This is a genomic window from Ehrlichia muris subsp. eauclairensis (assembly GCF_051097115.1).
In the GTDB taxonomy this organism is placed as follows: Bacteria; Pseudomonadota; Alphaproteobacteria; order Rickettsiales; family Anaplasmataceae; genus Ehrlichia; species Ehrlichia muris.
On the sequence record NZ_CP118226.1, the window covers coordinates 576,548 to 601,974 of the forward strand.

Consider the following 25,427-nt stretch of genomic DNA (forward strand, 5'->3'; position numbering starts at 1 on the left):
TTACAATTTTTTGATTAGGCAACTTAAGGATCTATTTAATTTTTAGTAGAATCATTATGGTCTAAAGCATTTTATCAATACATTATTATATATATTACTTGCATGTCAGAATGTTTACTTAGTTTTTGATTTTCAATAAATACGAATGCTATTTTCATAAGATTTATTCAGTGTTGTGGTCGAATAGGGTAGGATTTTCTATATAATTGTTTATATTACTAACCATATAAAATGCAATTTCAGATAGATAATCATATTTACTTTCACTAATCTCCCTTAAAAACTTGAAGGCAGTGTCTTCAATAGACGCAAACTAGAAGCATAGGAATAATTTTTAACATATAATGTTATTTTATATAAAGAGTAGACTCGTAGAAATCATACACAAAATATCATAAGAGGTGTGATAGCCTTACGTGATTAACATATTTGTGGATAAAAATGAATTTTTTATTGTAAATTCAGATACATTTTTGTATTTTCTAATGTTCAAAAATTAAATTACATAATAATTATTATGGAAAATTATGTTATTTAATTCTTAATCTAGTTTTTTATAATCATGTACAATGAATTCTAATGGCATAACGCCTGATGCAGCCATTTTAATATTAGACAGAGAAAAGGTAACTAATACTTTGTGAGACTGCAGATGTGATGCTATTCCATTTATCGCAACTTGTGTTTTAAAAGTAACAATAGCATTATTTAAAGAAGTAAAATCTTTTGATAAAAGTTTTACATTATGGATTATTGTTTCAATGGATATTTTTTTATGTTGTGAATTATCAGTATAATGCTTAAAGGCTATCATGTCTTTAAATTTTAAGTATATTTTTCTTGAAGAATTATTTTTTATAAAATTAAACTGACTCTCTAAATCATTATGGAGATATGATTCGTATTTTTTAACATATTGTGCAACAAGATATTGTGATAGTATTGCCTCTTCACTATCTTTATTATTGGTGCTTAGCTTTTTTATTACAGAAAATTCATCAGTGTAATGATCGGTATATTTAATAAAGAAAAAATCCGTTTTTAATGGAAAATATGAAAATATATCAAGTATTAGTATTAATAATATGGAAGACACAAACAGTGATATTACAAACAACCAAGCTCTTTCAGTTACACATAATAAATAACGACTACAATACCAATTTAATGCATCCTGAAAATATTTATTACTTCCAATATACCTATCATTATTACTTTGGCTATGATTCATAAAATTCTACATAAAAATATATACTATATAAGTAACATTACTGTGAAAGCAGTGATACTAGCAAATTTGCTTAATTACTATAAAAATGTTTATAAGACTTATAGTAATGATGTACAATTAAAATATATATAATGCCCTATTACAAATATTATGATTGTAGAGTCTTTAAATCTATGAATGGAAATTTGTGTAATTTTAACTTTTCTAACTAATTAAATAGAAAACTTTATAAAAAAACATCTATTATCAGATACTAATGTGTATTAGCATATGTGCATTATATATTTTATTTTTATATTTTATGATTCATAAATTTGGTTTTAAAATCTTAATTCCTATCATTATTGCTATAATTTCATATTATATGAATCAATTGTGGATAGTGGAATTTGCTAAAGTGTTTGGGGATATTTTTATTAATTTACTTAAGCTCATTAGCTTACCAGTAATGTTTTTTTCTATTACATCAACAATTTCTGGATTAGCAAATTTAGCAGAAATAAAAACTTTAATAAAGAAAACCATATTTTATACCATATCTACTACAATTATTGCAGCTACTATAGCCCTCATCACATATTTATTTATTGATCCATCAAAACAAGAACTTATACATAATATGTTAAATGTTAATGCGTTTAATACTCCAAATTACTTGTCATATTTAATCTCTATATTACCTTATAATTTTGTTAAAGTATTTTTAGATAATAATGTAATAGGATGTGTTATACTTGCATTCCTTATAGGAGGAGCACTACTATTATTACCTGATAAGAACAAGCGCAAATTGCTTCATAAAGTTTTTGATGCTCTTTTTGATACATTTCTAGAAATAGCGAAACTTATACTAAAGCTAATGCCTGTAGCATTATGGTCGTTTATTACTGTATTATTATACGATCTAAAAGAAGGACATAATATATCAAGTATTTTAAAGTATTTACTATGTATCATAATAGCAAATTTTATACAAGCATTCATAGTATTGCCATTATTGCTAAGATTAAAAAAGATTTCTGTAATAAAAACATTTCGTGGTATTTTTCCAGCTTTAACTATAGCTTTTTTTTCAAAATCTTCTACAGCTACTTTGCCAACCACTCTTCGTTGTACGCAAGATCACTTAAATGTTTCAAAAAAAATATCATCTTTTATATTGCCAGTTTGTACAACTATTAACATGAATGCATGTGCTGCTTTCATATTAATTACAGTATTTTTTGTATCGGAAATGAACGCATATACATTTTCTATTGGTGAAATGTTTTTATGGATATTTTTAGCGACTGGAGCAGCTATTGGCAATGCTGGAGTTCCAATGGGCTGTTATTTTATGGCTATGAGTTATCTCATATCAATGAAAGTACCTTTAAGTATTATGGGAGTTATATTACCTATATATACAATAATAGATATGTTTGAAACTGCAATTAACGTATGGTCAGATGTATGTATTACTCAAATAGTATATAAAGAAAGTGTGCTCCTTACTAAAAAAGATGAAGAATTAAATAAATAATTATGATAATTTTGTGAAGCACGTTGATAGGATATATAAGTATTATTATTTGAACTGAAGATGACTAAGTGTTGATACTTTCATACTTATAAAATATGATAGTATTTTTTTCTGCTAAAAATAAGTAATTAGATTTACTAAATCCAGAAATTGTTGACGTAATAGAAAAAACGTCACTAATAAGCTTAAAACTTGTAGTAAAAATATTTTTTTATAACCTTTAAAATATAAGAAACAATAGAAGCTTTTACTATGGTTTGATTATTATAAAGATGACTGCTGACTTTCTGCTAATCTCAGATATCATTTCACAAATATCTATACTAGAAAGTTAAAGTAGAAAGAAATATCTAGAACTTTGAATTTTTATCATTTTATACGTTAAGAAATGTCCAGAAATGGCATTTATATGCTACTACTACTTCCAAAAGCCTTAGAAAATTACAAGATCGTCTTTTTTTTGATACAGAGATCTCACAATATATTTGTATTATGTCTACAAATTTAATTACTCAAGCTTGATAATGATTTGAAGTATTGTGATCTAATATTAAAAACATCATTTGATTTACTTTTGCCTGAAAGCCATCTTCTAAACTCAATTTCTGCTGTGCTTGGATTAAATTTTTTAATTCTTCTTTTGTGATCGAATTAAATTAATAATCTTTCTACTTAATGATGTTTGAGGTAGTTCTAATTGTGTATATTATCAATGGTTCACTCCAAATGTTCCTAACAAAATCTAATTCTCTAAACTACCTCTTGTATAACTGGATTGCACGTTATTTTATCAATCTCATTCTTTGGTATTGTACCTTACTGAATTTTTAAGTTCATTATAATACTTTCCATTCCTTTTTTTTTTCTACAAGTAGCCATATTTGAGTATTCTTCGAGATTACATCTACTTTTACTGGAAGATTTTTGGATTTTCTAGTAAACAAGATTATACATTACATCATATTCTATTAAAATTTTAAATAATTATTGAAGGCTTACCATTAGTCGAAATATCAATAGAAGGAGCGATAGTTAAAGAAATTTTGATAGAAAATAAAAAGAGAAGGCTTGACTTATGTATATATATTCCACATCAATAAAACTACTTTTGTCCTCTCCTGGATCACTTAATCGATATATATCCTTTAAATCTTTGATCCTAAATCTTCATCTTAAACTAAGAAATTCTTTGATAATATTTACATATTAATAGAATGATGAATAACTTTCATCTTGCGTTCAGATTAGTTATGATACGTTGTATTAAATATTATGTTGTATATATATATTATAATAACTATAACTTTATTGTAATTGCATCATTTTTCAAGATCTTATCCACTATACTTATTTTATAACTTCCTGATGATCCATATATTTCCTCAAAACATATGGTATTGTTATAGAACCATCTCTGTTTTGATAATTTTCTAAAATTGCAATAATGGTTCTTCCTATTGCTAAAGCTGAGCCATTCAATGTATGTACAAATTTACTAATCTTAATATTATTACTTATAGTAGTATATTTGGTATTTATTCTACGTGCTTGAAAGGCTTTACAATTTGAGCAACTAGAAATTTCTCTATATTGATTCTGACTTGGTATCCACACTTCAATATCATACGTTATACTCGCTGAAAAACCCATATCTCCAGTGCACAATATCATTACTCTATATGGCAGTTCCAATCGTTTTAAAATTTCTTCAACAACTTGTGTCATCCTTTCTAACTCTAATGCTGATTGTTCTTCAGTTGTAATACTAACTAATTCTACTTTGTTAAACTGATGTTGTCGCATCATACCCCTTGTATCTCTACCAGCACTTCCCGCTTCTGACCTAAAACATGGAGAGCAAGCAGTAAATCTGAGAGGTAAATCACATGCATTGATATTCATATTTGATACTAAATTGGTAAGCACTACCTCACTAGTTGGTATAAGTCGAAAGTTTTCTGTTGTTTTAAAAGAATCATTAGCAAATTTTGGCAATTGTCCTACTCCATACATAGCAGATTCATATACTAATACTGGATGAGATATTTCTGAATAACCAAATTCATTGGTATGAATATCTAACATAAAATTAGTTAAAGCACGATCCAGGTGTGCAAGCTGATTTTTAAGTATTACGAACCTTGATCCAGAAAGTTTTGCAGCTTGTTTGAAATCCATTAGATTTAAATTTTCTCCTAACTCATAGTGAGTTTTTATTGGAAAATCAAAATTTGTTTTGTTTCCATATCTTCTAAGTTCAACATTACTACTTTCATCTTTTCCAATAGGTACTCTCTCATCTGGTATGTTTGGCAATACATTGAGAAGGTCAATTAATTGAGAATCTTCTCGTATCATATTGTTAATATTATTGATTTTCTTTGTTATATCTTTTGAGAATTCTATTTGTGTATTACACTGAATATTATCTCTTTTTAATTTTTCAATTTCCTGAGTAACTTGATTACGTTCTTTTTGTAAAGAATATAATTGAGTTAATAAATGTTTTTTTTTTAGATCCAGTTCTACAATTTTTTGAGCAACTTTTTCAGAATTTCGAGCTTGCATTGCATTATCAAATAATTCTGGATTCCGTTTTATAAAATCTACATCATGCATAAAGTTCAATAAATTACTATAATATTCTATCTTATACTTGGTTATATTAAAAAAACACAAAAAATTTCTATGTTAGAGGTAAGTCCCATTTATACTGAGGCATTGTCCTTTATTGTTATACATTCTTTTTCTAATAGATAAAATCTGTGGAAAATTGCTATATTCAACAGAATCAAAAAGCTTATTATCAATTGAGTCATTAAGTAGGTCTATAATTTCAAATGGGCCATGCTTCCAATTGTATGCTAATTTTATAGCTTTATCAATTACCGATATATTAGAAGATAATTTTGGAATTAAAGATGAAACATATATTAAAGTATTAGACCATATATACCACATAAATTGACCATATTTATTTTGAACATCAAATAAGTTTTGAATATTTTGAAATTCGTAATTGATAGCATATAATTGTCTATATAAGCCAGTATGTAAATCTATAACCTGATTGCTATTGCCATAATGTGATTCATAAAGACGATAAAATCCACCAATTTTGCTCATAGAGCCAGTATATCCATCAGAAATCATTTGTAGTATTACTATAGGCATGGTACCGTATAATTTACATAAATGGTCATCACTTGGTAAGTGTTTTACTAAATGTTTTATTGTAGATATAAAATTGTCTAATCCTATTTCATCTAATAGGTTAAATGCTCCATGTGGTATTCCCATATATTGATTACTTATAATAAAATCTGCTTCTTCTACATTGATACTGAATTTATAAGCTCCTATTAACGAAATTATTAACCAAAATGAAAGTACTCTGTCTAATATAAGTCCCGGTGTATTATTACATACAATTAAATTAGAAAAACGATTGCTTAATATTTCAATGTTTTTATCTTCAAGCTTATTATGGTAGGCACATTCTATCAATTTGATTTTATTAATATGATCAAAAAAGGATACTACTGTGAAGTTGCAAGATATATTACATAGTATTTTGCTCACAACATCTAAGAAAAAATTTGACGTAGCTGATATAATAATATTATTATTAAGGTAAGGTAATATTTTATTATATATATTATATATTAAATTGTAATCCTCTTCTGATTTTTCAGAATTAATATTAATTATCCATTTTACATCTTTAAGACATGATAAATTATCATTTAAATTTACATTGTTTACTAAAACATGTTCAACTTGATTTTGAAAATTATTACCGTTGCTATCTAAATTTATTAAAATCACTGAAATATTACATTCTACCATGTAGGTAATAAGAGTACTATTATCTACTTTCTTAAAATCTATAACTGCTACCTTTTGCATTTGAATAAAGCCCTTCTTTTTTTAGTCATACATCTCAATGAGCATCTATCAGGAATTTAGCAAAATAATTGATAAAGTAAAGATATATAACTAATTATACGCCAAATTCATCTTCAATTTTTTTGACGATATCCTCTGGAGGATTTTCTCCCCAACCAGAATATAATATTTGCCCATACAAGGCAACATCTATAGAACCTGATCTACTTTTAGCAAGAAACATTTCTCTTTTGTGCTTATCTACTAATACATAATGCCAAGCAGATCTTCCATTATCTTTTCCTCGTACAAGAAACAGACAATCTAACCTACTTTTTTTAGTAGATTCTGCAAAATTTTTGTTATTTAATTTGCTTTTTCTTAACACGTTCTTTGAGTCAGAAAAAGAAACTTCTTTTTCGCTCTTATTCTTATCTTGTAGTATATTAAAAAATTTTGCTGATTTATCAGGTAAAGCATTAGGATTTTTATACTTTTCGGTAAAACCTCCACTTTTCCTATTAGCAGCAAACTGCTTAGTAAATTTTGAATCTTTATTTATTTCATCACCCATTTACTTGCACCTAACTTAATAAATCATGTATTGTAAAAATAACTAGTTCTTTATATATACTACACTTTTAGTATAATTATATACTACTACGATTAACTTAATTATGCATAGTCAACATGAATAATATATTAATTATTACTGGACCTACAGCATCAGGTAAGTCTAAGATATCTATGAAAATAGCGCAAGATAATAATGGAATTATTGTAAACTGTGATTCAAAGCAAATATATCGAGAAATTCCTATAATTACAGATCAACCAAACTTGAACGATAATTCTGTAAAACATAAGTTATACGGATACGTATCAGTAACACAGCAATATTCTGTAGGGTTATGGATAGAAGATTTAAAAAAAGAAATATTATCTATTATGCAAGAAAAAAAGCTACCAATTATAACTGGAGGCAGTGGAATGTATATCAATAGTATAATATATGGGTTGTCGCAAATTCCTAAGATAGAAGATAATATAAGATATAAAACAAAAAAGCTGTTTGAAGCTCTAGGAAATAAAGAGTTTTATGCATTATTAATAGATAGAGATCCTATGGCAAAATGTTTACATCAAAATAATTCACATCAATTATTAAGAGCATATGAAGTAATAGAACAGACAGGTACTTCCATATTTGTATGGAAAAAGAATACATGTTGTGAGCCTATATTTAAAAATTTTAAACTTTGTGTTCTCATGCCACCACGAGATGAGGTGTATAAAAAAATAAACAAACGCTTTATTGATATGATAAACGTATCTGTAATAGAAGAAGTAGAAAATTTATTATCATTGAATGTACCTGTACATTTTCCTGCAATGAAAGCACATGGTGTTCCAGAAATAATTCAGTATTTACAAAATAAAATCAGTATTGATCAAGCAATAGAAGTAGCACAAAAAAATACTAGACATTATGCTAAACGTCAATACACGTGGTTTAAGCATCAGTTCCGAAATGCATCATTTTATGAATCTCAAGATCAGTTATTAGAATCTATGCAGAATTAGTTTATATTTAAGGTAAAATTTGCTAGTAAAATTTAAAAGCTATGTGAAAGTGGTATATATAACATATGTTGTTTCGTCAATCACATTTTGTATGTTTATGTATTATTTAATATTTCTATAGAAAAAAAATAAAAAATGAAAGTAGAATTTCTTTTAATAATTATCAAGATAACCATATAGTAAAAAAGATTTATTTCCATTTTACTACGGGAGGCATAGACATCAAGATTGCATCAGGATTGCCATTTGTTAATAACCCAAATCTTGTACCTCGATCATAAATCAAATTAAACTCTACATATCTTCCACGTTTAAATAATTGATATTCGCGTTCTTCTGCAGTCCATAATTTATTTAAATTTCTTTTTATGATGATTGGGTAGATATCTAATAAAAATTCACCTACTGCCTGAGTATATTCAAAATCAGCTTCCCAATTTCCTGAATTTATATCATCATAAAATATACCACCTATACCACGTGGCTCTTTTCTATGATGTAAAAAAAAATAATCGTCACATTGTTGTTTAAATTTTTCATAATATTGTTTGTTATACTGATCACACATTTTACGTAAATTATTATGAAAAAATTCCTGATCTTCTTTATTTTCATATATAGGAGTTAAATCTACTCCACCTCCAAACCAACTTTTGTCTGACATATGAATAAATCTAGTATTCATATGTATAGCCGGTATTAATGGAGAACACATGTGTGCAACAACAGAAATTCCACTTGCCCAAAATTTTTTATTCTCTCCTACATGGAGATTCAGTGTTTCAGAAGGATTTATAACGTTAAATAACTCATTGGTTTTTGTCATATCTCCGTACACTTCTGAAACATTTATTCCAGCTTTTTCAAAGACTTTACCATGTATTACTATAGAATGTCCTCCTCCACCTCCAGGTCTTTTCCAGTCTTTGTGGTCTATCTGTGGGATAGAAGATGAGAACTGTTCTTCTATTGATATAAATTTAGATAAGAGCTGATTTTGTAATGTTTTAAACCAAACAACTGTCCTTTCTTTCTTTTCTTCCATAAACTTAAAAAAACACCAAATTTATAATATAACAGAATGTTATTTCACGGGTAAAATTTCATCTAATACTCTCAAATCTTATGTCATAATGGACTCCGCGACATGACAATCATTTACAATGTAATCACTAATTACCTTAATGTCAAAATTTTGTTATAAAGTTACAGATATTTTAGTCATTGTTTAACTTGAAATAGTTACTCACTTTACTATATCCCATTAGGTTTAAATCAAGTATAATTTTTTACGTTTTATCGATATTTGATAAGATTGAAAAACTGTACTCGATATATACCTATAAACACTTAATATCTCATAGCAATAAGTGTATTAATATTTAAATTTTATTAAAAACTTACTTTTGTACCTATTAATCCAACATAACCAGATTTGTTAGTGCTAAGTTGCTCAATATCAAAGAAAACAATATCAGCGTAGACAGTTATTTTATTAGCTAATGTTTTTTCTATACCCAATGCACATGCAGATAGTGCATGTGTTTCAGAATTTGTAGAAGAATTACTTGTAATATCCTTAGCACCGTAAAAATAACTAAAGCTGACATCAAACTTATCATTTTCAATTTTTATTCCCAGATCATAAAACCTGCTATCAATTATTTTATAAGTATTTGTTATACTAGTATCTTTAGTTATTGAAATCTCTTTTTTGCCGGAATTACTAAGATTAGCGTATGATCCTACAAAGGCGATATTCTTATACTTAAACGAAAAACCGACAGTATAAGATAGTAAATCATTATACTTATCTCCTGAAGGTAATGTATTAGCATGTTCAATGACTCCAGATATAGAATAATCGACCTTAGAAAATAACTGATTTTGATACTTAACTCCCATACTAATAATATTGTCATATATATGATAAAGTTTTGAAGTAGCATCATTAGTACCATTAATATTTTTAGGTTTATCTTTGGGAATATAGCTCAAACCCAACTCTACCCCTTTAATTTGTGGAGAATAATAACTAATAACTGGAATAGAAGACCCATGACAAGCAACATACAAATTTGGTGCACATAAAACTGTATTTTCTGTACTGCAGTTGTAAGAAGAATATTGTAACCAACTTCCACTAACACCACCTGAAGCTACTGATATATTTGAAGATGAAAGCTTCATTTTTTGAGATACAGGGCCTGTTCGTCCTATCGTTAAACTTCCAGCATTAGGAGCTTTAAGAAAAATGTATGCTTCCCTCGTATTGCTATTAATATCTAATATAGAATTCTTTGTATTACCAGGATTATCTATAGTATTGTTTACAAGGTTTGCGCTTAATTTTATGAAAGACCCAGCAGAAAAATAATCATTAATATGATATGAATACTCTAAAGCAGGAACTGCACTAAATGAGACTTTAAAAAAATCATCACTATTAAAACCGTATTGTAAATTTAATTTACCACTTAGTGCAAAATCATCAGCTATTGCTTGATTCATAAATAATATTAGAGAGAATACAGCAGATACATATAGCTTCTTTTTATACACCAAATTTACCTCACATAACAGATATCAATAAACGTACTAGGTGCAGAATAACATCTATAATTGAGAAAATCAAGACTTTTCATAAAAAACTCTACTTTATGCTTGATATATAATACATATTATGATTTCTGCAGATACCATATTCAGTTATAATGTTATAAAGCAAACAAATCAATACAGTCTTATTCTATAGTTATGCATTTTTTAGATTATGCATCTGTACCTAGTACCATAGTACCAGTGCCATGTACAGTAAATAACTCTAATAATAATACGTGTGGTATTCTGCCATCTATGATATGAGCTGAACCATAACCTTCTTTTACTACCTTGATACAAGTTTGCAATTTAGGAATCATACCTGCGTTTGCAATACCTCTCTCAATTAGATTTTCTGCATTACTTACTGATATTTCAGATAATAAATTACCATTAATGTCAGTAACTCCAGGTACATTTGTTAGAATAATTAATTTAGCAGCAGCAAGGGCATTTGCAAGTGCACCAGCTACTAAATCAGCATTAACATTATATGTAAGATCATTTTCACCGCCACATACAGGAGCTATTACTGGAATAAAATCTGATTCTTCCATAAAAAATAATAAGTCTGTATTAACCTCATGAGGTTCTCCAACAAACCCCATATCTAATATTTTTTCTACGTTATTTGATTGATTTTCTCTATAAGTGTAGCAGATTTTTTTTGCCTCTATTAAATTAGCATCTTTGCCACATAAACCAATAGCATTACCTCCAGCTTTGTTTATTAGTTGTGTAATATCTTTATTTACTAAACCACATAACACCATTTCTACAATTTCTAAAGTTTCAGAATCAGTAACTCTTAGCCCATTGACAAATGTACTTTTTTTATTTATCTTATCTAGAAATTCATTGATCTTGTTTCCTCCTCCATGAACGACTATTGGATTGATGCCAAGTTGTTTTAATAATACAATATCATGAGCAAAACTTTCTGCTAATTTTCTATCCTTCATAGCAGCTCCACCATACTTAATGATAAATGTTTCACCAGAAAACTGTTGTATATATGGTAAGGACTCTGCTAAAACTTTAGCTGTATTAAACCAATCAGCATTTCCTCCAAATTGCTCAATGTTTGGTATAATGTCTTCCTTGTTACTATCACTTTTTAATACATTGTGCAATTTCATAAATCAACTCCTCTATTCCTTGTTTAGATTGGCTACTAGTACTGATAACTGGATACATAATAAAATCCAAATTAAGATTTTTAATATAATTTATATTAACATCAAGCATTTCTTTCGGTATTTTATCAATTTTTGTTAATACTAGTTGATAAGATATTTGATGTAAATCAAGCCAGCTGATAAAATCTAAGTCTATCTCTTTAAAACCAACTTTAGCATCTATAAGTAATATAACTTTTAACAAATTTTTACTATTTAATAAATAATATTCCATCAGACAGAGATAATTATTAATAGTAGTTTTATTTGCCTTAGAATATCCGTAACCTGGTAAATCAACTAATACCATAAAATCTTTATTAATTAGATAAAAATTAATTTGTTTTGTGCATCCTGGCTTGGAAGATATTCTAGCATTTTTTTTATTATTTGTTATTGCATTAATTAAACTAGATTTACCTACATTTGACCTACCAGCAATTGCAACCTCTGGTATTAAAAAGTTAGGTAATGATTTTATGTGAGTAGCTCCTATTATAAATTCACACTTTGACATTATGGCTTTTAGCTTCATTTAATTAGGTAGTTAATTATTAAAGACATTAAAAAACTATTCTTCAATAGTATCACATATAAAGCTTTAAAGAAAAAAATTTTGCAATTAATATTACAAATGATATTATCTAACAGCGAATGGGTATTTTAAATAAAAATTATTAATTGAATGGTGGCAAAGCTATGAGCTTTGATAGTAATTTAGAAGAATTATCTCAAAAGTTTTACAAATTAAAAAATATGCTGGAAGATCCGAGTCAATTAACTGTGGATTCTTTTATTGCAGCTTCAAAAGAATATTCAGAGCTATCGCCTATAATGTCAGTAATAGATCAATATAATACTTTACAAAAAGATATAGTAGGTTTAGAAGAACTGATAAATAACCCAGAAACTGATCATGAATTAAAAAGTTTAGCCAAAGAAGAATTCTATGAACGGCAGAAACAATTACCTAAGGTTAAACATAAATTAAAATTATCTTTACTTCCAAAAGACAAGGATGATGCACGTAATGCTATTTTAGAAATTAGAGCAGGTACAGGAGGAGAAGAAGCTGCATTATTTGTTACTGATTTGTATAGAATGTATACGAAGTATGCTGAGCAGAAACATTGGAAATTTGAACAAATCAATTCAGCTTTAACCGGTATAGGTGGGCATAAAGAAGTATCATTATGTATAAGTGGACCTAATGTTTTTGCAAGATTAAAATTTGAATCTGGAGTTCATAGAGTACAAAGAGTACCAGAAACTGAAGCTTCTGGAAGACTTCATACTTCAGCTGCTACAGTGGCAGTTTTACCAGAAATTGAAGAAGTAGATTTAAAAATAGATGAGAAAGATTTAAGGATAGATGTATATCGATCAAGTGGTCCGGGAGGGCAATCTGTAAATACTACTGATAGTGCTGTGCGTATTACACATATACCAAGTGGCATTGTTGTTATACAACAAGATGAAAAATCTCAGCATAAGAATAAAAGCAAGGCTCTCAAAGTACTAAGAGCAAGACTCTATAATCTTGAAAAACAAAAAAGAGATGCAGAAATTTCACAAATGAGGAAGAGTCAAATAGGGTCAGGAGACCGTTCTGAACGTATAAGGACTTATAACTTTCCTCAATCTAGAATTACAGACCATAGGATAAATCTTACGTTATATAGGTTGGAGGATATAATGAAAGAGGGAAATTTAGATGAGTTTATTGAGGCATTAATAGCTGAAGATGAAGCGAATAAATTAAAAAATTTACATATTTAAGCTAGAGTTTTTTTTAAACAGTGCTATATGTGCTAATTATGTAGCAGTGATACAAGATTTTCACAAGGTATTATACAATATTAAAATGTGGATATCATCAAATATAGAAAAATCCCTAATTTTTAAAATTGTAAAATTTATCAGATATATATAATGAATATGTTACTATAACCAATAATATTAAAATTAGTAGTTTATACATACATTAGATGTGTTCTACTTTAATCAATATGGAAATTTTTTGCAGTTTTAAAATAATTAAGTAGTAGTTGATTCTAAGAGTATTATTACGTGAATCTTAATATAAACTATATAAGCTCTATTTTTAGTTTAGTACTTGTTTCTACTCTGCATAAATAATTCTTACCTATATTACGTTGTGACTTACTGTTCTCCAGAATCTACAACAATAAAACTAGATCTAGAATTAGGTATAATTATTTAATCCTCACATTTCACCGACACTGGACGGAAGATGGCAACCTTTTCACTTTTTTCATCCCTATAAATATTACATACTTACCGTATAAAATTATGACCAATAACAATAATATTACCAGCTTTCAAAATCCCTTTCTGTATCATTAAAATTGTTACTTACTCCACAATTTTTATCAACTTTTGATTCTATGACTATTACAGATGTCCTGATATTATAAACAGCCTTTAATTTTATTTATATTTTGTTATGGACATGCATATAAAAAATACCCTAAATAGAGATATGAAAAATGCTGTACTGAAAAATAGCAAAGATGTACCAATATTATTAATAGTGTTTATCTTAATTATGAATTTTAAAATAAAGTAATACATAATTACTCAAATTATGATTCTTGTATAATTTCATTTAAGGAATTGAAGGTGATAAAAACTATATAATCATAATAAAAAGTATATATGATATCTCAAAAAGACAGGATAATGTGTATTAGATTTCTTGAAGAAGAAAAATTAAACTTTAATATTACAAAAAAATTTATTAGATGTGACAATCGTTATTTTTCTTTATAAAGGCAAATTATCATGCTTACGCATAATTTTATGTATTTTCTTTTTTTCTAAAAGTTTTAAAGATTTAAACAAATGTTCTCTTGTACGTGATGGCAGGATAATATCATCAATATATCCTCTAGAAGCTGCTACATAGGGATTGACTATTTTAGTACGATATTCATCAATAATATGTTGTATTTTATCTTTATCTTTTTCATTTCTAAATATTATTTCAACTGCTCCTTCAGCACCCATAACTGCGATTTCAGCATCTTGCCAAGCATAATTAATATCACCACATAAATGCTTAGAATTCATTACTATATATGCTCCTCCATAAGCTTTACGTACTATCACGCTAATTTTTGGTACAGTAGCTTCTGCATATGCGTATAATAATTTTGCACCATGTGTTATAATGCCAGCATGTTCTTGATTTACACCTGGCATAAACCCTGGAACATCAATAAAAGTGATAATAGGAATATTAAAAGCATCACAAAAACGTATAAATCTTGCTCCTTTTCTTGAGGCATCAATATCTAAACATCCAGCTAAATACAATGGTTGATTTGCTATTAATCCTACATTATATCCTCCTATTTTGCCAAATCCTATAATAATATTACGGGCAAAATCCGGTTTTATTTCATAAAATAGCTTCTCATCACATACTTTTTCTAATAATTCATACATGTTATATGGAACAGAATTATTTTTAGGTATTAATGTATTTAAAGAAAAATCTTCCGTATTTGTAAAATCTGTAATTGGGTGAGATTGTAATGATTCCATGTTGTTAGATGGAATAAAATTCATAAATTTACGAACTTGTAATAATGCTTCAATTTCATTGTGGAATACCAAATCTGCGATACCAGTTTTGCTAGCATGCACTTTTGCTCCACCAAGATCTTCCTGAGTCACTTCTTCATATGTAACTTTTTTGATTACATCTGGTCCTGTTACAAACATATAAGAGGTATTACGCACCATAAAAATAAAATCAGTCAGCGCAGGAGAATAAACTGCTCCACCTGCACAAGGTCCCATAATTAAAGATATTTGTGGGACTACACCAGATAGATTAACATTGCGTTGAAAAATTTCTCCATAGCCAGATAATGAATCCACACCTTCTTGTATTCTTGCTCCTCCTGAATCATTAATACCAATTATGGGAATTCCTAATGTAGCAGCTTTATCCATAACATTACATATTTTCTTAGCATTTGATTCGCTAAGCGATCCTCCAAATACAGTAAAATCCTGAGAATAAATACATACTTTTCTGCCATTGATAGTTCCATATCCTACGACTACTCCATCTCCGGGTATTTTAGATTTATCCATAGAAAAATTTACGGACCTATGTTCTACAAATGCTCCATATTCCTCAAAAGAATTATCGTCTAGTAAAACAGTTAATCTTTCTCTTGCTGTTAATTTACCTTTAAGATGTTGCTTTTCTATCCTAGATAAACCACCACCGTTATATGATTTTAACTTTCTATTATTTAAATCTTGTAACCCTATAAAATTCATAACATCCAAAAAGAAATAAAAATATTAGAATATTCTTATCACATTTCACGATTTATATCAAATATGTAAGTTTTGTACTTCTGGTAACTAAAATTTTGCAGGTAGAGCATGATCTAAGATATTGGTTAAAGTAATTGGATACTTTTTAATCCTGTAACATCTACACTAGATAACTTCCCAACACAATACATAGTATCAAACATTTTATTAGCTTCATTAAAGAAATTCAAATGGGTATAAACTTTTTCTTTATGAACTTCAGATATAAACCTCACATGAGTCTTCAAGCCATAAAATAACTCCCTCAAAGTATGGTCTTCAACTAATCCTCCATCAAGATAATTCTTTGAATTCATATAAAGTAATGAAGTATTTTCCATACGTACTAAAAAAGATTTAAATTCATTTTTAGCTAGTGACATACCTAAATATACTTTGTTGAGTTGTTGATTAGTACCTTGAAGTATCACAATTTCATTTAAACATTTTTTAGCTTTTACAATGCAATATTGATCAAACTTAGCTCCATATAAATATGGATTATGATTTCCAGAACCGATACATAGATCGTTTTCAGGATCATATATTAAATATTTAAGAAATAGATCATCTGTAACAAATCTACCATTTTCGTTCTTATACAAATCTGCGTCAGACAAGAAAGCATTGCCATCTTTATCTAACAAAAAAATTAATGATTTAATAACTTATACCAAAATTTAAATACTCTTCTATGTCCTATATCATAATATTAATAAAAAATCTATAAATATTTATATAGAATAAAAACACTTAATTGATTCAGATTTTCTAACATACTTTTTAACTTTGTAAAACTTTTGAAACAATTCTTCTAGATTACTATCAAAGCTCATAGCTTTATTATTATTCAATTAAAATAATCTTTTTTTAAACATCCATTTCCTGTGAGATAATACCATTTGTAATATTAATTTATTTAAGAATAATATTGGTATATCTTTACTATTTTTCAGTATAGTATGTTCTTCATGTCCATTAAGGCACTTTTTAACATTGCACGTTCATGACAAAAATAATATTTTGCCTATTAAAACCATACATTTTGATAATCTGCTTCATCTTTTTGTTAATTTTTTATACCTTAGATACATTAACACTAGTGTAACACTGCATGCTATTTTTTAGAGCTACTGTGTATAAACTGAAAAAAAGTTTCCATATTTGAAAAATAGAAACCATTCAATGTATATATAAATGACTAATTTTAATATTATCAGTTATAGTAACATATTCAATTATATATATCTGATAAACTCTACAATTTTAAAAATTAGGGATTTTTCTATATTTGATGATATCCACATTTTAATATTGCTATACTCTGTGAAAATCTTATATCACTTACTAGATTTCAAAATAGCATTTGATATATACATATTGAATTTATCTATCATAAATTTACTACCGATGAAATTATGTAAATCACGATAAAGAATCGTGATAAACTCAATAATGTTAAACTCATAAAATTTTCGAGCTCATATATTAACGTATACATACATATGAAATGTATTCAATAATTGAGAATATAATAATGATTACGATTGACAGTACGAACAAAAAAAAGTACTTCTACCATTTTTCCTTGTTACTGAAATAAAATTACTGCACTTGTAACATTGCTTTTTTGCTCTGTTATATACTACAAAATGATTCTGAAATGTTCCTCGTATTCCAAGTGGTGACACATAATCCTTGATACTTGATCCACCATTTTCTATTGAAAATAATAAAATATTTTTAATGTTATCAACAATGATACTGCATTCTATAATTGATAAATTTTTTACAAGCCTATTAGGTGATATTCCTGAAAGGAAAAGACTTTCTGTAGAATATATATTACCTATACCAGTAACAAATTTATTATTCATTAATAAAGATTTTATAGTACACTTTTTATAAACAGTATTGTACAAATAATCAGTATTAAATTCATCAGATAATGCATCAATACCAAAGTCTTTAAAAAATTCCGTATATTGATTATAATTTAGTAATGTCACTATTCCAAACCTTCTTGGATCATTAAAAATAAGTAATTTATTATCACTAAGGTAAAAAATTATATGATTGTGTTTTTTTTGTTTAATACAATTCTCATTACAAACCAAATTGCCACTCATACCTAAATGTATAATTATATAGTACTGATTGCTGAGCACTAAAATAATATATTTACCCTTTCGGGTTATTTCAGATATAGAATTATTTATAGCAATATTACATAGGTCCTGTATAACTGGTATACGTAGGTCATACCTATTGATTTCTATACTTAATATAATTTTATTTAAAATTTCAGTAGATAATGCTCTACAAACTATTTCTACTTCAGGTAGTTCTGGCATCTTTTATTTGACGTTGCTTATGTTTCCTACGGAGCAGATTAGCTTTTAATGCATCAGATAAAGCTTTACTTTTATTTGTATTTTTAATTTTTTTTGACTTATCCATAATAAAAAAATAAAATAAATTTAATTAAGCCGTTATAGCTTAGTGGAAAAGCACATCATTGGTAATGATGGTACCTAAGTTCGATTCTTGGTAACGGCACCCACTCATAAGCATATATTTTTTTATAAAATTGTAAAGTATTAGTAAATCTAATTCCTGTTATTCATACAGGGCTTTATATAGAAGTTTAATGCTAACTATTTATATGATACTTCAACTAATAAATTTATTGTTACTAGAGGTAACATATTATTACAGATAAGTATCACATTATAAATTTGCAAAAGATCTATCAATTGTCATTAGCATTACTATAAGATTAAAAATATTTTATTACTTCCCGCCTTTGAAATTGATCAATTTAGACATTGTAATAATTCTACTATCATTAGGTTTATACTTCACACTTCTTCTTATAATAAACACAACAACATGATATCACCAACTTTAAAAAGCTACAATCTACAAATAGTATAGATACAATTCAAGATACTTACTTTGTCATATGTATCTGCACATAATTACTTTACAAAAACATTGAAATATAAAACAATTCTACTCTTTATAAGATTCTTTGTTTTTATGTCACATAAAGTAATAACTCGATTTGCTCCATCACCAACTGGACATCTACATTTAGGAAGTGCAAGAACAGCCTTGTTTAATTGGTTATATGCTAAATGTAATAGTGGTAAATTTTTATTACGCATTGAAGACACTGATAAGAAAAGATCATCCCAAGAACTTATAGACTCCATTATTAACGCAATGTCTTGGTTAAAGATTTCGTATGATGAAGAAATGATATTACAATCAAAAAATATATCCAGGCATGTTGAAATTGCAAATCAACTAATATTAAATGATAAAGCATATTATTGTTATTGTTCTGAAGAAGAGATAAGTCAAGAAAAAGAAGAATTCAGTAAAAAAGGTTTGTATTACAAACACAATTGCATATGGAAAAATAAAAATCCACCAAGTAATAATCTCACTAGAGTTATTAGATTAAAAAGTCCTACTGACGGTATAACATCATTTAATGATAAAGTATATGGTAATATTACAGTAAATAATACACAGTTAGACGATATGATTTTATTACGTTCTGATAATACCCCAACCTATCTTCTATCTGTAGTTGTAGATGATCATGATATGAACATTACTCACATTATTAGAGGAACAGACCATTTAACGAATACAGCACGTCAATTACTAATATATAACGCATTGGAATGGAATCCACCTAAATTTGCTCATATTCCATTGATACATGATGAAAATGGCAATAAATTATCTAAAAGACAACAAGCAATTGGCATACATGAATATAAGAACTTAGGCATATTACCAGATGCAATATTTAATTACTTATTAAGAATGGGATGGAGTCATAAAAATGATGAAATTATTACTGTAGATCAAGCAATAAGGTGGTTTTCTATAGAGGGCATTGGGCAATCTCCAGCAAGACTAGATAATAAAAAGCTTGAATTTCTAAATAATCATTACATTAATATAACTGAGGATAAAGTAATTCTTAATATGATCATTCCAATTATAGAAGAAAAAATAGGATATACAATAAATGACGTAAAAAAAGGATATTTATTAAAAGGGTTAAATGAATTAAAGAAAAGGACAAAAAGCTTACTAAATTTAGCCAATGATTCCTTATTTTATGTTGAGGATATCCCAATTTCTATTGATCAAGAATCCAGTGCTATTATAAAGGATTACAAGCATATATTTTCCATTTTATATGACGACCTATCAAAAATTCCAGAAAACGAATGGAACAACAGTGTATTGACATCAACGATAAAAAATATTTCACAAAATTTGAATATAAAAATTAGTACTATTTATCATTGCTTGCGTGCATCTATTATTGGAAGAATGAATGCCCCAAGTATTATTGGAATTATGATTAATTTTGAACAAAAAGAATGTTTGCAACGCATAAAGTATGTGCAAAACATAAAGTAACTTTTTCATTCTACCATTACTAAAAAGCAATTCAAAATTTTTAAACACTAGTGTATAGTTTTAAAAAAAACTTCATAACTATCATGAAATAAATGTATAATTATATCATAATATCCTGCAATCTTAGTGTAATGCAAAAAATGAAATCATAAAAATGATATAACAGTAATATTATTCACAACAAAATCAACGATATTAGCAGTATAATAAAGAAAGATTTTCAATTTATGTACTACTTGCCAGATGAAAATACATATTAAAAAAAGATGAAAGTAATAATATCACTTACACAAAAAATTGTAATGATACTAATATCATAAATCTAAAAATAAGAAAGTAGTTTTATAAATATGATAAGCCATTAAAGTGATGTATCATTAATAATGAAAAATATATAAGAAAAATTTCTTCATGATGCTGTGTCCTTTTTTTCAGCAAAACGTTAAAATATAATAAAAGGAAATAAGGAAAAGCACATAATTATGGAAAATACAAACCAAACTAAGATGTAAACAGCATTTTTATTAAATCTTTATCATAATAAAAATATATAAATTAATTTAAACATGTAGATTTTAATCAGAACTAATATATTGTAATAGCTAAATTTATATTGCCACACAACTATTATTATAATACTTATAATAAGATGTAGTGTTATTTAATGGTTTATATAAGATGTTTTCAAAATTACAACAGGTACTCAAAGGCAAGGGTGAAAGTTCTGCTAGACAATCATCTGATAAAGGAATACAACCACAAGAATTAGAAGATGAAAGTGGTAAACAAGGTGAAGCTAGTACAGGAGCAGCTTCATCAAGCATTCTAGCAAATCCAGAACGTATAGTTCTACATCCAGATGAAGGTCTAGGAGGTGTACTATCCCAGTTGGAATTTGAAGAGAAGCAGGCTGAAGCCGCTTTATGTCAAGCTGTGTGTACAGCAAGTAGTACAGAATTAAAGATAGAAGATCTAACGTGTATAGGTAATACTGGAGAAGATGGCAAGTTAAGAATATATACTGATAGAAGAAATCCTGATGGTACAGATAAAATATTTCCAAGTGGAGCATTATCTCTCTTCTTAGTAACATGTAAAGTATCAAGTAATTATCTCAAAGGTCATGAATGTATCAGAAATGCTTACCCTATACCAGGTGACAGTTCTACTGTACAATGTATGGCGTATTGCTTAGTACAGGAGAATGAGATTACAAAATTTACTCACGGCTGTAGAAATACAAGACAACACTTTATCCCATTTCTTCACAGTTCACTTGTCCATTGTGCTATTCTGCATTCAGCGTTAGATGTATTACCTTTTTCTGTTGAAGAGCAAAAACTTAGGGGATGTTTAACACATTGTAAGCTAGAATATATATACTCTAAAACAGCTATGAAAGAGTTACAAGCTGAACAAAATGCTCAGGAAGATATCTCTTATAAAACTAGGACACATTTAGCATACAAAAGAAGGCACTCTCTTACAGCAGGAATATTTGATCTAGATAGAAACATGAACAAAGCATTATGTGCCATTATACAGAACATGAATGGACCACAAGTAAATATAAAAAAAAGAACGTGTATAGGTCATACTTGTGGTGAAGAGTTGATTATATATAATAGCAGCATTTTGCATGCTAAAAATAAAGTACTACCACAAGGAATGAGTATGTTCTTAGTAAAAGCTACAGTGCCAACTAAAGATATTAGACATGCAATGCATAGTACTGCTGTTTTTAAAGAAGGAAGTGATACACAAAAGATGATGTTATACTGCTTGGTAAATGGTAGTGATATTACTAATTTTTTATGTGAATGTAAAAACGGAAACAAAAGATCACACAAACCATTCTATTATTGCCAAATTATATTCTCTCATCATCTTAGAGATCCGTCCATGTTATTACCTGAGCATATGGAGGAACAAATGTTGAGAGAAGCTTTAGCAGGATTCAATGTAATGAATGTTAGATATAGTGACACTATGCCATTAGAAGGGGATCAGAAGCAGGAATTACCGTCCTGTTCTTTAATGGAGGCTAGTACTCAGGCATCACACTCCAGGCAGATGACGTAGTAACTAATAAACTAAACAAATATAAGTAGTAATGCATAGCAATACAGTATTCAATAGGAACTTGCATTAATAGTATAATGCAAGTAGTGTTTTGTTAATTAAGTATATGTTTAACGAGCATATCATGCTAATGGTGTTATTTACTGGTATTAAAATCATAAAGTTCATGTATGATAAATATTAAATGATTTATAATAGTCAATTTACAAGTATGTATATAGGAAAAGGAATCAAAAAATCTGTCATCAATACTTATACAAAAAAGCAGATAATCTTTCTTTTTATATGAAAAATGTTATTCTATAGGGAATACTCCAGAAGATGATAATATTTTACAAATATATCTTTCAAAAGCTTAGAACAAAAAAAGTACTACTAATGTGGGAATGTTCTGCTATAACTAAGTATTAAATATCCTTGATGCAATAAAATAATTACATTATATATAAAAATTTTCATCATAAAGGAAATAACATATAGCTTTAATTAAAAGGCAATTTTTTACCTTTATTGAAACCTTGTACTAATTTTCCAAATTATCACATAAAAAGGGGATATATTTATCCTTTAGTAGCATTATTTGAAAGAAAAATACATCAATGTCTTATCATGATAAATGGTATTGCTAAACTGCCTACAAACAATTGCACTATCATGATATATAATTTATGTTCCTCCTATTGATGAAAAAATGTAGTGATTTTTTAGTTAATAAATTTTGATGATTTATTTAAATACCAATAATAATAGATAAATTATTTATAATTTTATGCTAATTAAGCTATAATTTTATAAAAATTAACTCAGCATTAACACTGAACCTTAATTAAGTAAAATAATTACCGCCTAATACATAAACAAACATATATATTTTCCAACTTTATTTTCATTGAAGGAATATAAGTTTTGTGTAAAGACCATATAAAACCCTCCAATAAGTACATGAAAATAGTAGAAGGAACACACGTGTTTTATTATACAGATCAGTAATTTTAATGATATTAGAAAATATTCTATTTTATGTGAACTTGTGGATTTTGCTTATTCAAGATTTTATATAGAGAATATCCCATAAAGCAATAAAAGTATACTAGTATCTACGTAATACAAACCTATCTTAAAAAAAAACAAAATTTTATTTTATATCAAAATATAATTCATATTAATTAAAATACTAGTATATAATATATATTTATTACTATATAATTATTTTTTATCTATTATTTTAAATAAATAATTTAATAAGTTTACTATTATGCAAAATGTAAAACATGAACATGAAGAAAAAATCAAAAAATTTGTCAATCAACACTTATGTAGAAAAGCAGATAATCTTTCCTTGTTATATGAAAAATGTTATTGTATAGGGAATACCCCAGAAAATGATAATACCTTACAAATATATCTTTCAAAGACTTATACAAGTAAAAAAAAAATAATTCCATGTGGGAATTCCCTGTTTGTACTAAGTATTAAGTATCCTATTGATGTAACAACACAATTACAACATATTCACTTTCTAACACTGTCACAGAGTGCAATGCAACAAAGCAATATAAATGCAAAAATTTATGTTTTTGTAAAAGAATGTAATCTTAGGAAATTTATTAGTAATATATTAAATAATAATAATAAACCATTGTCTACTATTATACCATCTGAGTACGGGAATGTTATATATACAATACTATATAATAATGACTTTTTTGAACACTTTAATGAACATAATGCTTTAAGTACAACTTCAAAAATGATTCCAATAGTTACAGAATATCCTACTCTTAAATTTATACATAAAGCTAGTATTGTATCAAGATCACTGAGCTATGTAACATGTATTTCACAAAGCAATGGATCATTAAATTCTTTAACAACAACTCATTGAGCATACAGCTAGACATCTTCATTGGCATTATAATATTTATATAATAATTAAAATTAAGGATTTATTATACTCGAATATATAATAAAATTGAAAATATATTAATCTGAAATTAAAGTTTCTTTTCTTTGTATTTCCATTAATATATCCTTAATTTTATCAGAAGTTAATTTTTCATAATAATCATCATTAATTTGTACAATAGGAGCATTAATACAAGCACCTAAGCATTCTACTTCTTTTAAAGTAAATAAATTATCACTTGTTGTTTCTCCAATATCTATATTAAGTAATTCTTTGCATGATCTTAAAATATCATCACTACCACATAACCAACAAGGAGTTGTCCTGCATATTTGTATTAAATATTTACCAATAGGAGATAAATTATACATAGAATAAAACCTTGCTACCTCTAATACATGTATTTGCTGCATATCTAAGAAATCTGCTATATAACTAATAGCAGATAATGGAATAAATCCACCACATTGTTTTTGGGCAATATGTAATAAAGCCATTACAGCACTAGACTTCCTATCATGAGGGTACTTGTTAATTATATCATTTGCATATTTTAGATTTTTATTATTAAATTTAAATTCTTCAGTACAAGTTGTGTTGCTATTTTTCCGTATATTAGACATT

Annotated in this window: 19 protein-coding genes and 1 tRNA gene; 7 read left to right on the top strand and 13 right to left on the bottom strand. The window is 27.2% G+C overall.

The features are described 5' to 3' along the window. Positions 1 to 541: 541 nt before the first annotated feature. Positions 542 to 1,231 carry a VirB8/TrbF family protein gene (locus PVA18_RS02375; protein WP_045804625.1) on the bottom strand — a complete coding sequence of 230 codons (690 nt, stop codon included), beginning with the start codon at positions 1,229 to 1,231 and terminating at the stop codon, positions 542 to 544. Between the two features lie 301 nt (positions 1,232 to 1,532). Between PVA18_RS02375 and PVA18_RS02380 the strand changes: the two genes are divergently transcribed. After that, complete coding sequence (locus tag PVA18_RS02380) at positions 1,533 to 2,753, top strand: dicarboxylate/amino acid:cation symporter (protein WP_045804661.1); 1,221 nt, start codon at positions 1,533 to 1,535, stop codon at positions 2,751 to 2,753. A gap of 1,347 nt (positions 2,754 to 4,100) precedes the next feature. On the opposite strand, the gene serS is transcribed toward PVA18_RS02380, so the two are convergent. From serS to PVA18_RS02395, 3 genes are all read right to left on the bottom strand, one after another. Beyond that, on the bottom strand, positions 4,101 to 5,372 hold the full coding sequence (gene serS / locus PVA18_RS02385; protein WP_045804624.1) for a serine--tRNA ligase: 1,272 nt from the start codon (positions 5,370 to 5,372) through the stop codon (positions 4,101 to 4,103). A 72-nt stretch (positions 5,373 to 5,444) separates the two neighbouring features. After that, positions 5,445 to 6,662, bottom strand: a complete 1,218-nt coding sequence (locus tag PVA18_RS02390; RefSeq protein ID WP_045804623.1) for a 3-hydroxyacyl-CoA dehydrogenase — start codon at positions 6,660 to 6,662, stop codon at positions 5,445 to 5,447. A gap of 94 nt (positions 6,663 to 6,756) precedes the next feature. Further along, on the bottom strand, positions 6,757 to 7,215 hold the full coding sequence (locus PVA18_RS02395) for a hypothetical protein (RefSeq protein WP_045804622.1): 459 nt from the start codon (positions 7,213 to 7,215) through the stop codon (positions 6,757 to 6,759). Between the two features lie 116 nt (positions 7,216 to 7,331). Between PVA18_RS02395 and miaA the strand changes: the two genes are divergently transcribed. Further along, positions 7,332 to 8,225 (top strand): tRNA (adenosine(37)-N6)-dimethylallyltransferase MiaA, encoded by an 894-nt coding sequence (gene miaA / locus PVA18_RS02400; protein ID WP_045804621.1) that lies wholly within the window; start codon positions 7,332 to 7,334, stop codon positions 8,223 to 8,225. Between the two features lie 190 nt (positions 8,226 to 8,415). Here the strand turns inward: miaA and hemF are convergent, their stop codons facing one another. The 4 genes from hemF to yihA all read right to left on the bottom strand — a co-directional run bounded on the left by hemF (position 8,416) and on the right by yihA (position 12,539). After that, entirely contained in the window at positions 8,416 to 9,270 is an 855-nt protein-coding gene (gene hemF / locus PVA18_RS02405; RefSeq protein ID WP_045804620.1) for an oxygen-dependent coproporphyrinogen oxidase, read from the bottom strand. A gap of 347 nt (positions 9,271 to 9,617) precedes the next feature. Then, entirely contained in the window at positions 9,618 to 10,787 is a 1,170-nt protein-coding gene (locus PVA18_RS02410) for a porin (protein WP_045804619.1), read from the bottom strand. Between the two features lie 209 nt (positions 10,788 to 10,996). Further along, a complete protein-coding gene (gene argB, locus PVA18_RS02415; protein ID WP_045804618.1) occupies positions 10,997 to 11,965 on the bottom strand; it encodes an acetylglutamate kinase in 969 nt (322 codons plus the stop codon). Then, entirely contained in the window at positions 11,937 to 12,539 is a 603-nt protein-coding gene (gene yihA / locus PVA18_RS02420) for a ribosome biogenesis GTP-binding protein YihA/YsxC (protein ID WP_024072071.1), read from the bottom strand. Before yihA ends, argB begins: the two co-directional genes overlap by 29 nt. Before the next feature lie 164 nt (positions 12,540 to 12,703). Between yihA and prfA the strand changes: the two genes are divergently transcribed. After that, positions 12,704 to 13,783 (top strand): peptide chain release factor 1, encoded by a 1,080-nt coding sequence (gene prfA, locus PVA18_RS02425; protein ID WP_045804617.1) that lies wholly within the window; start codon positions 12,704 to 12,706, stop codon positions 13,781 to 13,783. A gap of 1,008 nt (positions 13,784 to 14,791) precedes the next feature. On the opposite strand, the gene PVA18_RS02430 is transcribed toward prfA, so the two are convergent. The 4 genes from PVA18_RS02430 to PVA18_RS02445 all read right to left on the bottom strand — a co-directional run bounded on the left by PVA18_RS02430 (position 14,792) and on the right by PVA18_RS02445 (position 18,823). Then, on the bottom strand, positions 14,792 to 16,324 hold the full coding sequence (locus tag PVA18_RS02430) for an acyl-CoA carboxylase subunit beta (protein ID WP_045804616.1): 1,533 nt from the start codon (positions 16,322 to 16,324) through the stop codon (positions 14,792 to 14,794). Positions 16,325 to 16,449: 125 nt separating this feature from the next. Further along, on the bottom strand, positions 16,450 to 17,010 hold the full coding sequence (locus PVA18_RS02435; RefSeq protein WP_045804615.1) for a hypothetical protein: 561 nt from the start codon (positions 17,008 to 17,010) through the stop codon (positions 16,450 to 16,452). Between the two features lie 894 nt (positions 17,011 to 17,904). Beyond that, the gene (gene mutM / locus PVA18_RS02440) at positions 17,905 to 18,717 is read right to left on the bottom strand and encodes a bifunctional DNA-formamidopyrimidine glycosylase/DNA-(apurinic or apyrimidinic site) lyase (RefSeq protein WP_045804614.1); all 813 of its coding nucleotides are present in this window, start codon (positions 18,715 to 18,717) and stop codon (positions 17,905 to 17,907) included. Beyond that, positions 18,701 to 18,823, bottom strand: a complete 123-nt coding sequence (locus PVA18_RS02445; protein ID WP_257639921.1) for a hypothetical protein — start codon at positions 18,821 to 18,823, stop codon at positions 18,701 to 18,703. The genes mutM and PVA18_RS02445 overlap by 17 nt, the downstream gene beginning before the upstream one ends. Before the next feature lie 28 nt (positions 18,824 to 18,851). Between PVA18_RS02445 and PVA18_RS02450 the strand changes: the two genes are divergently transcribed. The 4 genes from PVA18_RS02450 to PVA18_RS02465 all read left to right on the top strand — a co-directional run bounded on the left by PVA18_RS02450 (position 18,852) and on the right by PVA18_RS02465 (position 24,782). Beyond that, positions 18,852 to 18,922, top strand: a tRNA-Thr gene (locus tag PVA18_RS02450). Between the two features lie 483 nt (positions 18,923 to 19,405). Next, entirely contained in the window at positions 19,406 to 20,815 is a 1,410-nt protein-coding gene (gltX, locus tag PVA18_RS02455; RefSeq protein WP_045804613.1) for a glutamate--tRNA ligase, read from the top strand. Positions 20,816 to 21,493: 678 nt separating this feature from the next. Further along, positions 21,494 to 22,897 (top strand): DUF3023 domain-containing protein, encoded by a 1,404-nt coding sequence (locus PVA18_RS02460; RefSeq protein ID WP_045804612.1) that lies wholly within the window; start codon positions 21,494 to 21,496, stop codon positions 22,895 to 22,897. A gap of 1,255 nt (positions 22,898 to 24,152) precedes the next feature. Next, positions 24,153 to 24,782, top strand: coding sequence for a DUF3023 domain-containing protein (locus tag PVA18_RS02465; RefSeq protein WP_052692779.1), 630 nt, complete (start codon positions 24,153 to 24,155; stop codon positions 24,780 to 24,782). Between the two features lie 98 nt (positions 24,783 to 24,880). On the opposite strand, the gene nuoE is transcribed toward PVA18_RS02465, so the two are convergent. Beyond that, a complete protein-coding gene (nuoE, locus tag PVA18_RS02470) occupies positions 24,881 to 25,426 on the bottom strand; it encodes an NADH-quinone oxidoreductase subunit NuoE (RefSeq protein ID WP_045804611.1) in 546 nt (181 codons plus the stop codon). Position 25,427: the final 1 nt, after the last annotated feature.

What these genes read in the sequence shown, in the direction of transcription:
- PVA18_RS02375 (WP_045804625.1), bottom strand. Translation starts at nt 1,231, where the DNA reads ATGAATCATAGCCAAAGTAATAATGATAGGTATATTGGAAGTAATAAA.
- PVA18_RS02380 (WP_045804661.1), top strand. Translation starts at nt 1,533, where the DNA reads ATGATTCATAAATTTGGTTTTAAAATCTTAATTCCTATCATTATTGCT.
- serS (WP_045804624.1), bottom strand. Translation starts at nt 5,372, where the DNA reads ATGCATGATGTAGATTTTATAAAACGGAATCCAGAATTATTTGATAAT.
- PVA18_RS02390 (WP_045804623.1), bottom strand. Translation starts at nt 6,662, where the DNA reads ATGCAAAAGGTAGCAGTTATAGATTTTAAGAAAGTAGATAATAGTACT.
- PVA18_RS02395 (WP_045804622.1), bottom strand. Translation starts at nt 7,215, where the DNA reads ATGGGTGATGAAATAAATAAAGATTCAAAATTTACTAAGCAGTTTGCT.
- miaA (WP_045804621.1), top strand. Translation starts at nt 7,332, where the DNA reads ATGAATAATATATTAATTATTACTGGACCTACAGCATCAGGTAAGTCT.
- hemF (WP_045804620.1), bottom strand. Translation starts at nt 9,270, where the DNA reads ATGGAAGAAAAGAAAGAAAGGACAGTTGTTTGGTTTAAAACATTACAA.
- argB (WP_045804618.1), bottom strand. Translation starts at nt 11,965, where the DNA reads ATGAAATTGCACAATGTATTAAAAAGTGATAGTAACAAGGAAGACATT.
- yihA (WP_024072071.1), bottom strand. Translation starts at nt 12,539, where the DNA reads ATGAAGCTAAAAGCCATAATGTCAAAGTGTGAATTTATAATAGGAGCT.
- prfA (WP_045804617.1), top strand. Translation starts at nt 12,704, where the DNA reads ATGAGCTTTGATAGTAATTTAGAAGAATTATCTCAAAAGTTTTACAAA.
- PVA18_RS02430 (WP_045804616.1), bottom strand. Translation starts at nt 16,324, where the DNA reads ATGAATTTTATAGGGTTACAAGATTTAAATAATAGAAAGTTAAAATCA.
- mutM (WP_045804614.1), bottom strand. Translation starts at nt 18,717, where the DNA reads ATGCCAGAACTACCTGAAGTAGAAATAGTTTGTAGAGCATTATCTACT.
- PVA18_RS02445 (WP_257639921.1), bottom strand. Translation starts at nt 18,823, where the DNA reads ATGGATAAGTCAAAAAAAATTAAAAATACAAATAAAAGTAAAGCTTTA.
- gltX (WP_045804613.1), top strand. Translation starts at nt 19,406, where the DNA reads ATGTCACATAAAGTAATAACTCGATTTGCTCCATCACCAACTGGACAT.
- PVA18_RS02460 (WP_045804612.1), top strand. Translation starts at nt 21,494, where the DNA reads ATGTTTTCAAAATTACAACAGGTACTCAAAGGCAAGGGTGAAAGTTCT.
- PVA18_RS02465 (WP_052692779.1), top strand. Translation starts at nt 24,153, where the DNA reads ATGCAAAATGTAAAACATGAACATGAAGAAAAAATCAAAAAATTTGTC.
- nuoE (WP_045804611.1), bottom strand. Translation starts at nt 25,426, where the DNA reads ATGTCTAATATACGGAAAAATAGCAACACAACTTGTACTGAAGAATTT.